General features: G+C 67.4%; 6 protein-coding genes. 4 read left to right on the plus strand and 2 right to left on the minus strand.

Going from position 1 to position 11,282, the window contains the following annotated elements:
* Window positions 1-488: 488 nt before the first annotated feature.
* Window positions 489-5,441: a DUF3320 domain-containing protein gene (locus OOK07_RS24025; protein ID WP_266802012.1), complete on the plus strand. Its 4,953-nt coding sequence runs from the start codon at window positions 489-491 to the stop codon at window positions 5,439-5,441.
* A gap of 199 nt (window positions 5,442-5,640) precedes the next feature.
* Here the strand turns inward: OOK07_RS24025 and OOK07_RS24030 are convergent, their stop codons facing one another.
* Window positions 5,641-7,245 carry a tyrosine-type recombinase/integrase gene (locus OOK07_RS24030; protein ID WP_266798386.1) on the minus strand — a complete coding sequence of 535 codons (1,605 nt, stop codon included), beginning with the start codon at window positions 7,243-7,245 and terminating at the stop codon, window positions 5,641-5,643.
* On the minus strand, window positions 7,242-7,931 hold the full coding sequence (locus OOK07_RS24035; RefSeq protein WP_266798388.1) for a helix-turn-helix domain-containing protein: 690 nt from the start codon (window positions 7,929-7,931) through the stop codon (window positions 7,242-7,244). The genes OOK07_RS24030 and OOK07_RS24035 overlap by 4 nt, the downstream gene beginning before the upstream one ends.
* 94 nt (window positions 7,932-8,025) lie before the next feature.
* On the opposite strand from OOK07_RS24035, the gene OOK07_RS24040 reads away from it, so the two are divergent.
* From OOK07_RS24040 to OOK07_RS24050, 3 genes are all read left to right on the plus strand, one after another.
* Window positions 8,026-8,256: a hypothetical protein gene (locus OOK07_RS24040; protein WP_003999991.1), complete on the plus strand. Its 231-nt coding sequence runs from the start codon at window positions 8,026-8,028 to the stop codon at window positions 8,254-8,256.
* 230 nt (window positions 8,257-8,486) lie between these two features.
* Window positions 8,487-9,818 (plus strand): DUF3631 domain-containing protein, encoded by a 1,332-nt coding sequence (locus tag OOK07_RS24045; RefSeq protein WP_266798390.1) that lies wholly within the window; start codon window positions 8,487-8,489, stop codon window positions 9,816-9,818.
* Window positions 9,819-10,273: 455 nt separating this feature from the next.
* Window positions 10,274-11,206, plus strand: coding sequence for a DUF2637 domain-containing protein (locus OOK07_RS24050; RefSeq protein ID WP_406313350.1), 933 nt, complete (start codon window positions 10,274-10,276; stop codon window positions 11,204-11,206).
* Window positions 11,207-11,282: the final 76 nt, after the last annotated feature.

Below are 11,282 nucleotides of genomic sequence, written 5' to 3' on the forward strand. Positions count from 1 at the left end.
CGGATTCCCGAAGAGGATCAGTCACTTTCTCGAGGTGCGGTCAGGAGCCGTCGTACGCTCGGCGGCCTGCTCCGGTGCTGCTGCCCTGGCCTTGAAGGGCTGAGGCTCCCTCCTGCACATATTCGTGGCAGCTCTCCCCGAGGCACCGTTTTCCGCGGTGAGTTGGGCGATGGGTTGCTGTCCAGCAGTGAGCGCAGCGCGAGCACGGGTTGTCGAGCGAAGTCCCGCACGAAGCAAGCGTTTGGTTACCTTGCAGGGTCTCGGCAGACCTGTCCCCACCATGGCCTCACGCCAGCCCCGCTACAGAGTGCAACCGCAGCGTTACTGTGAATAGCTCATTTACGACGAGAAAAACTGAGACGGGTGTGTCGGGCTATCAGTACTGAGATAATTCGTGCATGCCCAGTTCGCGATGGTCCGGAGCCGCGCAGCGTGACAGCAGTGGTCCTGCCGGTGGCAGCGATCCTGCTCTTAATCGGTTGAAGACTGTGCTGGACGACTGGTGCAACTCCCTGCTCGACCTCGGCGGACGCAACCGTCTGCTGAATTTCCGCCATACGAGGACCGCGACTCTGGAGATCACGGCTCCTGGAGTCCCTGCGGTGTTGGCCGGGCTCGCTCGCGGTTGGACTTTTGCTTCCGTCGAGGACACCGAACACGTTGACGGAGATGTGCCAAAGGGTGCTGCTCCGGCCGGCGGGGTGTTCTACGAGTACGACACCACCTCCGCGATTGGCGGCGCCGATCGCGCTTCCGGCCTGGTGACACAGAAGAACACGCAGTCGGGACTGGACGCGTCGCTCTACCAACTGCGCCAAAAGTCGGGCCAGATGTACAACGACTACGGCCTGTGGGTGCTCTGGCTGGGTGTCGGCATGGTGGATTGGCGGGAGGAGGGTGCAGAGGAGACGAGTTCGGCTCCGCTGCTGCTCGTACCCGTGGAGCTTCGTCGCGACGGCCGGCGCCAGACGCGTCTGCATCTCGCGGAGGGCCAGGACCGGATCCATAATCCCGCGCTTGCGGTCAAGCTGGAACGACTGGGTGTCGACTGGAGTTCGGTCGCCGACTGCGATGTCGCCGATCCTGCCGCGGTTCTTGCCGCCGCCAGGCAGGTTGTGCGTGCACAGGACGGCTGGTCGGTGGACGAGCGCCTCGTGCTCGGCCTCTTCGCCTCACACAAAGAGGCCATGTACCAGGACCTCCAACAGAACGAGGAGCGCATCCTCACTCATCCGCTGATCCGGGCCGTCGGTCTCGGACCCGATGCGGGACTGCCCGATGATCTGATCGGCTTCGAACCACCCGAACTCGACCGCATCGACGAAATCCAGATGCCCGAACGGACTCCGCTTGTGCTGGACGCGGACTCCTCGCAACGGCAGTGCATCGCGGCCGCGCTGGACGGCCGTTCCTTCGTGATGAGTGGGCCGCCGGGTACGGGCAAGAGCCAGACGATCACCAACATGATCGCTGCGCTCATGCACGCCGGCCGTTCCGTTCTCTTCGTCAGTGAGAAGGCCGCAGCGCTCGACGTGGTCCGCAACAGGCTGCGAGGCGTCGGCCTCGGGGACTTCGTGATGGCACTGCACAGCGGTGACACCAGCAAGAAGGCTGTGGCGACGGAGCTCGAACGGGTATTGACCACCAAGGTGCCGATCACCGGCGCAGCCGAGCACGAACTCGACCGTGCCCGCCGGCTGCGCGAGGAACTGTCTGCCTACGCGGCGGCGATGAACCAGATCCGCGAACCGCTCGGCCGTTGCCTTCACGATGTCCTGGGCCGCTTGGTCCTCCTGGAGCGGGCAGACACTCCACAACTCACCCTCGGTGCCAGGAGCACTGGCACGGTCCGGCAGCTTGGCGCCGGGGAGCTTCAGGCGCTGCTGGAAGCGGCTGGCACCGTCAGTCGTTCCTGGCGCCCAGCAGCGGAAGGTGACGCGTTTGTCTGGCGTGGGCTGAAGGGAGCCTCTGCTCCAACCGCGGTTCTCACTGAGGCTGCTGACGCGCTGGGAGATCTACGCACGGCAGCCGAACGCCGCCCGTTCGCGCTCACGACCCCCGAACCGCATACCGTGCACGATGTACGGCAGACCGTACGGCTTCTGGAAGCGGGACTGCCCGACCGGAACCTGGCCACGGTCAGTGGCGGGCTGTCGGACGACCTCTCCGGAAGCCTTGCCCAACTGGCCGACCTGTTCGGACTGCCCAAGCCGGAAGCCTCTCAGGCGGCATTCGACCTGCTGGAACTTGCTGATCTGGCCTCTGCGGCGACACGGCCGCCCGCGCGATGGTTCGGCGAGGAAGGGCTGCGCGAGGCACATAAAGCGGCTGAGGAGTTGCGGGACGCGCTAGCTGCGCGCGCGGCGGCTCGCGCAGTAGCGGGAGACATCTTCGGTGAACAGGTGCTGCAGGCCCAAGAGTTGCCAGCCCTGGTCGCGAGATTCACTGGACAGCACCGGGGTGTTTTCGCGCGTCTGTCCGGGCAGTACAAGGCTGACCGCGAGGCAGTGGCCGGGCTCACGCGCAACGGTGCCTGGGACAAGACGCTGCCCCAGCGCCTGAACGACGCCCTGGCCTGGCAGAACACCGCGGCCGAGGTCGCTCGACTGGCGATACATCACGAGGACGCGCTGGGCGGCTATGTTCCCCACGACGAGGACGAACTGCCCGCCTTGGACGCCGTGCTGACCGTGGCAGATCGCATCGCCGAACTCACTCACGTGAGCACTCACCGAGACGTCCTCACAGCCCGACTGGCTGACGGCACCGAGCCCGACTCGCTGCCGGGGCTGTTGGCCCGTGGCATTCGTGGCGTGTTGGTCGGCTGGTGCGTCGAGGCGACGCGTCGTGCCGAGCGCTGGTCAGAGTCCTCGACCGCACTGCACGACCTCTTCGAGGAGTCCCGCCAGGTTCAGTTGGCTTTCGCCCTGTTCGGTACTTTCGATCAAGCCCAGCAGGCCGTTGACGAACTCCGGGCTGACCCGCGCGGTCCGGAGGAATGGCAGGCGTACCGCTCCGGACTGGACGTTCTGGCCCAATACGGAGTCGACGAGCTCGTTTCGCGTGCTGTCGAACGAGGCATCCTGCCCGAGCAGTTGCCTGCGGTAGTGGAGCAGGCGGTGCTGAAGTGCTGGGCCGACGACCTCTTGGTCACGGACACCAGGCTCGCCACCACTCGCTCCGCAGACCTGGACGTCCGGGTGGCGGACTTCCAGAAGGCCGACCGTCGGCTGGTCGCTGCAGCCAGTGGAGCCGTGGTCGAGGCGTGCAACGAGCGCCGACCGCGCCGGCTCAGCGGCGGGCCGGCCGCGGTGATCAAACGCCAGGCGGAACTGAAGCGACGACATATGCCGGTGCGGGAACTACTCGGCCAAACCCGTGAAGTCGTCCGGCTCATCAAGCCGTGCTTCATGATGAGCCCGCTCACGGTGAGTCAGTTCCTGCCCTCTGACTACCACTTTGACGTGGTCATCTTCGACGAGGCGTCACAGGTTCGCCCCGCCGACGCGGTTAACTGCGTATACAGGGCAGACTCTCTGATCGTGGCGGGCGACGAGAAGCAGCTGCCACCCACCTCTTTCTTCGACGCGACGGTCGAGGATGACTCCGACGAGTACGACGAAGACGTACCCGACACCTTCGAGTCGCTGTTGCATGCCTGCAAGGCGGGTGCCCTCAGAGAGCTGTCCTTGCGCTGGCACTACCGCAGCCGTCACGAGGACCTGATCACGTTCAGCAACAAGTCCTTCTACGGCAACTCCATGGTGACGTTCCCGGGAGCCCTGGACCACGGCAACGACATCGGCGTTGAGTTCTTCCCCACGCAGGGCGTGTACGACCGGGGCGGCAGACGAGACAACCGCGCGGAGGCGGAGTTCGTCGCTCGGCGGGTCATCCATCACTTCGACACACGCCCCAGCCGCACCCTGGGCGTCGTCGCCCTCTCGCAGGCCCAGGCGGCGGCCATCGACCAGGCTGTCCAGCAGGCCAGGCTGCTCCGCCCCGACCTGGACCACTGCTTCACCGAGGATCGGCTCGACGGGTTCTTCGTCAAGAACCTCGAATCCGTCCAGGGCGACGAGCGCGACGTCATGATCATGTCGATCGGGTACGGCCCCGACGAGCACGGCAAGTTCGGCACGAACTTCGGGCCGATCAACAAAGGGGGAGGTTGGCGGCGCCTCAACGTCGCTGTCACCCGGGCGCGCTTCCGCATGGAGGTCGTCGCGTCCTTCCGGAGCAGCGGCCTGGCCGACAGCGCGAACGAGAGTGTTCAGCACCTCAAGCGGTATCTCGAATATGCGGAGAACGGCCACGCAGTCCTCGCGCAGGACGTGACGCAGGCCGACGCCGAGCCGGACAGTCCTTTCGAGGAGTCGGTCCTGGAGGTGCTGCGCGACTGGGGCTATCGGGTGCAGCCGCAGGTCGGCGTAGCGGGATATCGCATCGACATCGGCGTGCGCCATCCGCAGTTCCCCGGCACCTACGCGCTCGGCATCGAATGCGACGGCGCGATGTACCACTCGTCCAGGACGGCTCGGGATCGCGACCGACTGCGGGAAGAGGTGCTTGCCGGTTTGGGCTGGCGACTGCACCGCATCTGGGGCACCGACTGGTATCGGGGCAGGGCCGCAGCCGAGCTGAGACTGCGCGAGGCAGTCGAGCTGGCGGTCGAACGGGGACCGATGTCGGGGGCCGCCTCGACGGATCCACGACCAGGTCCGACAGCGGCCTCTGAGCGCGACAACGTGGGGGTCACCTCGGGCACCGGGGAGGTTGCCCCGCTCTCCGCCATTTCGGCCGCGCCCGATACCCAGGAACCGGGGAACTACACCTATCCGACAGACGCCGCAGACCATGAGCGCGTTCCGGTCGCCACCGAGCCCGACCGCCCATGGAGCTCCCTGTACGAGGCATGCGAGATGACGGTGCCCTCACCGTACGAACTGCACATGCCGGAGGCCCGCCCCGCGCTCCGCACGCTTCTGAACAGAATCATCGGCATCGAGGGCCCAATCCACGAGGAGCTGTTGGTGCAGCGAGCTAGGGAAGCGTGGGGTGTGGCCCGGGCGGGCAACAGGATCCGCGACAACGTACGGGAAGTGGTGCGCGGTCTCGTCCGCTCGGGGCAGGTCGCCGTCGACGGCTCCTTCTTGGATGTGGCAGGCCGGGAAGAGCTGGATGCTCGTGTTCCAGGGGAAGGTGACACTCCGCGCAAGGCCGCGCACATTGCTCCGGTTGAACGGCAGCTGGCGCTGTACGAACTTGCTGCGGAGTGCCCAGGCACGTCCCGCGACGAACTGGTCCGGCACGCGGGCGAGTTCTTCGGCTGGCGCCGCATGGGCCGGGATATCCGCAGCTTCCTGGACTCCGACATCGACGAACTGCTTCGGAGAGGCAGACTGAGAGAGACGAACGGTCAGATCACAGCGGTTGGGTGACGGAGACCGAGGCGGCCTGGAAGGGCTGCCACTTCATGGCCGGGACGGCTGCTGGAGGATCCCGGCATACGTAGTCTTCGGGCTCGCAGGGCTCCGAGATCCCAGGCCGGACGCCTATGGAACTGGAATTTTCGGGACATGGTGAGTCACCGGGCCAGGGTGCCGTGGGATGGCTCGCGTGAGCGGAAGGCCCTGGGCACTACAAGGTCGGCTTGCTCCTCTTGGCCTTCTTCTTCGCCTTGGCCCGGGCTTTCGCCTTTTCCTTGGCCTTCTTGGCGGCCTTGCGGGCGGCCTTCTCTTCCTCGGCCCTGCGCTGAAGGGGGACCAGCTTGGCCGTGGCCTCGGCGGCGTTCTTGCCGCCTTGGGGCAGCACGCTCTGGTAGATGTCTCGCGTGATGCGAGTGTCGCTGTGACCGAGGGTGTCCGACACGATCTTGATGTCGATGTCGGCGGCCAGCATTAGGGTGGCCGCGCCGTGGCGGAGGTCGTGTAGCCGGATCGGCGGGAGGCCGGAGGCAGCGACGAGCCGCTCGAAGAGGTCGGTCACCTTGCCGGGGTGGAGCCAGGAGCCATCCTCCTGGGTGAAGACGTGGCCAGTGTCCACCCAGGCTGAGCCCCATTCCTCGCGGGCTGTCTCCTGGCGTTCGCGGTGCCGCTTGAGGACGTTGACGGTGTCGTCGTCGAGCGCAACCACGCGGTAGCCGCTGTCCGTCTTGGGGTCGGATGCCTCGACCTCCCAGCCGTCTTGGACGAGCTGCGAGGAGACCGTGAGGGAGTGGGTATCGAGGTTCGTCTCCGACCACGGTTGCCCGCATGCCTCGCCACGGCGCAGGCCGCGGAACGCGATCAGGTGCCACATCGCGTACAGCCGGTCTTCGGCAACGAAGTCGAGGAAGGCGCCGGTTTGTTGGGGCGTCCAGACCATCACGGGTGACGGCTTCTCGCCGGTCTGCTCCCACTTGGCGACCCGCTCGTCCGTCCACACCAGGGCTTTCGGCTTGCGCACGGGGTCGATCTCGACGTGAGCGGCCGGGTTGAACGTGAGGATCTGCTGCCCGATCGCGTCGTTCAGGGACGCGCGGAGCGTCGCCTTGACGTGCAGACGTGTGGCGGGGCCGGTGATGCGACGGAAGGGAGGCATCTCGTCGATCGCTGCCTTCATGGCCTTGCGGCGGGCGCGGTTCTCCGCGCCTTTCCAGGGCACCGTTGCCAACTCGTCGATCGCAGATCGCCGTTGGGCGTTGTCCTCCAGGGTCTGGGCGTTGGCATCGCGGATGTCCGTGAACATCTCGCTGAGGTGGCTGACGCGGAGGCGGTCGAGGCGCCGGTGTCCGATGTTTGGCTTCAGGTGCACGCGGACATCGGTCTCGTAGCGGTTCAGACCGGACTTGCGTATGCGCTTGCCCGCCAGCCACCGGTCGAGCCACTCGCTCACGGTCAGGCTGCCGATCAGGTCTTGGCCGGCGCTGAGGCGCCGCCTCGTTTCCTCGACATCGGGTAGGGGAGCCTTCTCGCGGCTGACTTCCGCCAGCATGACGGCGATTAGCTCCGTGCCCTCGGGGTCGTCCGCCTCGGCCAGCCCCAGCAGGGCGCGTACGTGGTCGAGGTCAGCCTGGGCGGCCTTGCGGCTGTCGTAGCCGCCACGGGCGAAGGACCTGCGACTGCCGTCCTCACGGGGCGGCAGCTCCTGGCGTACGGAGTAGGTGCAGTGGTTCCTGCTGTTGCGCTTGGGGCAGGACGTGCCGAACTCCTTGCCGGTCTTCGGGTCGCGGCAGGAACAGCGGCGGTAGGTGGAGCCCTTCAAAAATCATTCTCCTCGGTGGTGTCGGTATCCGGTGGATCGATGTCGGCGAGCGGCGAGGGCAGGTGGGGTGGAGTACCGCCGCCTTCGCGGATGGCGTCGCGGTGGCGGCGCAGCTCTTGCTTAGCGTTGGCGGCCTGGTCGGCGTACCGGGCCAAGGCGCGCTCGGCCGCTTCCCGCTGGACGCGGTTGGCGGCGGTCTTCACCTTCCAGCGCTCGTAGTCCTCGCTTTCCACGGCTGCCAGGGCCGAGCGGAGTTCGAGGTCGTGGGCCAGGAAGTGGTCGAGCATGTAGTCGGTGGCGTCATGAGCAGCCGAGCTGCCGGTGAACCACTGCAGGGCGTCCCAGGTCGGTCGCGGGTCCTCGTAGGGGAGTTGGCGGACTTGCGCGGCGTAGCCGACGGGGTAGATCAGGCTGATCGGGGACATACGCAGGGCCTTCGCAAGGACCATGACCTCGACCAGGGGCAGGCTGGCGCGGCGGCCGGACTCCATGTTGGCGATCACGTTGCGGGGGATCGGGTAGCCGTTCTCCTCGCACTTGTCGGCGAGATCCTGTGCGCTCCACCCCAGTTCCTTCCGTCGTCTGCGGACCTCGCTGGCCACCGTGGCCATGACGTGGTCCTCCCATTCGAGGTCGTCGGCCTCGGTGTCTTCCTCGTATCCATGGTCGGAACGGCGTTGTGTCATGAAGACACATTAACTTGCCTAGCGTTGATTCCATGGCCTGGAGACGAGCTCGACCGTCGTGTTCGCCGAGGGCTCAGTCATGGATGGAGCGCGTATGCGCGAGAACGAACTCGCGGGCCGGGTGAAGGGCATGAGCCGCGAGGAGCTGCTGGAGCTTCCCGCTGCCGTTGACCTGGAGACGGGTAATCGGGCGTTGGGGCTGGGGCGGAGCAAGGGGTACGAGCTGGCCAAGCGGGGGCAGTACCCGTGCAAGGTGCTGCGGCTGGGCAACGCCTACCGGGTGGTGACCGCCGACCTGCTGGCCCTGCTTGGCCTGGCCGCGTGAGAGCGGGGAGCCCTAGCAGACCGTTCTGCGCTGAGCTGACACAGAAACGCTGGACTGTGACGGGGCGTGGACGTACTGTCCGTGTTCCCTCGCGGTGCCCGAGCGCCCACGAGAAGGGGGAGAGCCTCCGGCGGTGCAACGCCGGAGGCCCGATGACTCCCCATCAATCCGATGCGAACCAACCCGGCGGACAGGGTATGAAACCCCGCCACCGCCAGAGGAGCCGCCCAGTGCAACCTGAGAACCCCGAGCCCTATTCCACCCCCGCCAAGGCGACCTGGCCCACCACCGCCATACCCGGCCAGCCCGGCGCCCACCTGCGTGCCACGGAGGCTAACGACACCGATCCGGACCTGAGCGATGATGAGCGCACCCGCAGCGCCGACGAGGCGGAGACGCCGAGCGGCCTGGAGGCGATACCCGATGCGGAGCCGACCCACGGCTCGAAGCTGCTGGACGAACTGCGCGGGCAGATCGCTCAGTTCGTGATCCCGCCCTCGCCCGAGGCCCTCGTCGCGATCACCCTGTGGGTGGTGGCGACGCACCTGCAGCCCGCGTGGCAGCACGCCCCGCGCCTGGCGGTAGTGGGCCCGGCTAAGCGGTGCGGCAAGTCGCGTCTCCTCGACGTGCTGACCGAGACGGTCCACGAGCCGATGCTCACCATCAACACCACACCGGCGGCGATCTTCCGGTCGATCACCGAGGAGAACCCGCCCACGCTTCTGGTGGACGAGGCGGACACCATCTTCGGCACCCCGAAGATGGCCGAGAAGAATGAGGAGATGCGTGGCCTGCTCAATGCAGGCCACCAGCGAGGGCGGTACGTGACCCGGGTCGTCGGCAACGACCACACCCCGCACCGCTTCGCGACCTTCGCCATGGCGGCCATCGCGGGAATCGGCGACCTGCCCGACACGGTCATGGACCGTTCGGTCGTGATCCGCATGCGGCGCCGGGCTCAGGGCGAGAAGGTCAAGCCCTTCCGCTCCCGCCGCGACATCCCAGCCCTGCACGATCTACGCGACCGCATCGCTGCCTGGGCCAGGCCGCTACTGGACGAGGCCGCAACCCTGGAGCCGGAGATGCCAGTGGAAGACCGTGCCGCGGACACCTGGGAGCCCCTGGTCATCGTCGCCGACCTGGCCGGCGGGCGCTGGCCCCGGCTGGCGCGGGTCGCGTGTGCGCGGATGGTCGCCGCCGAAGTGGCGGCCGAGGAGGACCACCCGAGCGGGGCGCGGATCCTCGCCGACATCCGGCGGGTCTTCTACGCCCAGCGCGAGGTGGACAGCCTGTCCACCGAGGAACTCCTCCACCACCTGCGTCAGGACCCCGAGGCTCCGTGGGCGGAGTGGGGACGCGGCGGGCTGACCGCCCGTGAACTGGGCAGGATGCTCCGCGAGTTCGAGATCGCGCCTGGCAACGTGCGGATGGCCGACCGGACCCAGCGCAAGGGCTACATGCGTAACAAGTTCCTTGATGCCTGGCGCCGGTACTGCCCCACCGTCCACTCAGTGGACACTCAGGCGGCCCGCCCGGTGACCCACTTGCCGTTCACTGAGTGAACGCTCCGCCCGGCGATCTCGACGCGGGCTGAACCCCGCCCCCTTGTTGCCGTACTTGCCGTCCCTGCCGTGATCTCGCAGGTCAAACGGCATGCAGCCAAGACGGGAACCGGGGCCAAGACGGAAAAGCGATCCGCAATCGCAGCCTGCCGCCGAGACGCGGCCCGCATCCGTCTTGCGCCGTCCCCCGCCGTCCTGCCGTATCAATGCAGGTCACAGCACCGCCCACTGGGACGGAAGGCGCAACGCCTCCGTCCCGCCTCGGGGCACCGCCCACCCGGAACCAGGCCCGCCAGGATGCGCCGACGTCTTGTTCCGACTCGGAACAAGACGTCGGCGGCACCCGCCAGGACGGAGAGCCGAGGCGGTTGCCGTACCTGCTCTGACCTGCGCTTGCAACGGCCAAGACGGCAAAGACGCACCACGCCACTACCCCAGGAGTACCCCGCTTGAGGATCTCTCTCATATCCCGTCGCCGAGACCGCCTGCCGCTGGACGACCAGACCGGTCAGGAGCAACCAGCGAAGACGAAGCTCACTGCGGAGCAGTACGTGCTCCGCACGGCCGGCATCGTCATCGTGGCCCTTACCGCCGGTGCGTTCTGGCTCTCCTACGCCCACCTGGCCGACGTCGCCGCCCAGCACGGACTCCGCGACTCGCCGACCCGCCGATGGGCGTGGCCCGCGACGCTGGACGCGTTCATCGTCGCGGGCGAGCTGCTCATGCTCCGCGCGGGACTGCGCCGCGTCACCGACCCATGGGCCATCGGCGTCACCGCCATCGGATCATTCGGCTCCATCGGGCTCAACGTGGCCGGGGTGACCGGCACTCGCGAAGTCAGCAGTGTCCCGTTGCTCGACTACGTGGTTGCCGCGGTTCCCCCGGCCGCCGCGATGGTGGCCTTCGGCGTGCTGATGCGGCAGATTCACGAGCTCGTCGCGGAGCCTGTCGACTACTCGGGCCCTGATTCAGCGCAGGTGCCGGAACCACCGGCCACCACATCCGTCCAGCCCGCCGAAACATCGGCCCTCGCGGTCGGCCAGTCTGCCGGGGCTCCGGCCGGGCGGGTCCGGTCTGCCGGTCTGCTGGTTGCGCACGGCCAGAGCACTGGGCTGCCGGTCGCCGTATCCGTCCAGTCGCCAGAATCGCCCGCCTCTGCTGCCGCGGGCAAGTTGCGCGGCGGTCGTCCGCCCGGCGCCCCACTCCGGGTACTCGTGGAGATCGGCCGGGCTGCTGCCGCTGAGCAGGGCAAGCTCACCCGGGCCGTCGTCCGAACGGCGATTGAGGACAAGGGACTGACGGTTGGCAGCAAGCGGCTGACCGAAGTGATGGACACCCTCCGGGCCGAGCCCGAAGCCCCCGCCGAGACCGATCGGTCTGGCGGCTGACCGGAACCGCTGCCGGGTGACCGGAACCCTTCCGTTCACCGGGCCCGCCGGTCACCGCCCCGCGTAACGCGCCATC

The sequence above is a fragment of the Streptomyces sp. NBC_00078 genome (genome assembly GCF_026343335.1).
Classification (GTDB): domain Bacteria; phylum Actinomycetota; class Actinomycetes; order Streptomycetales; family Streptomycetaceae; genus Streptomyces.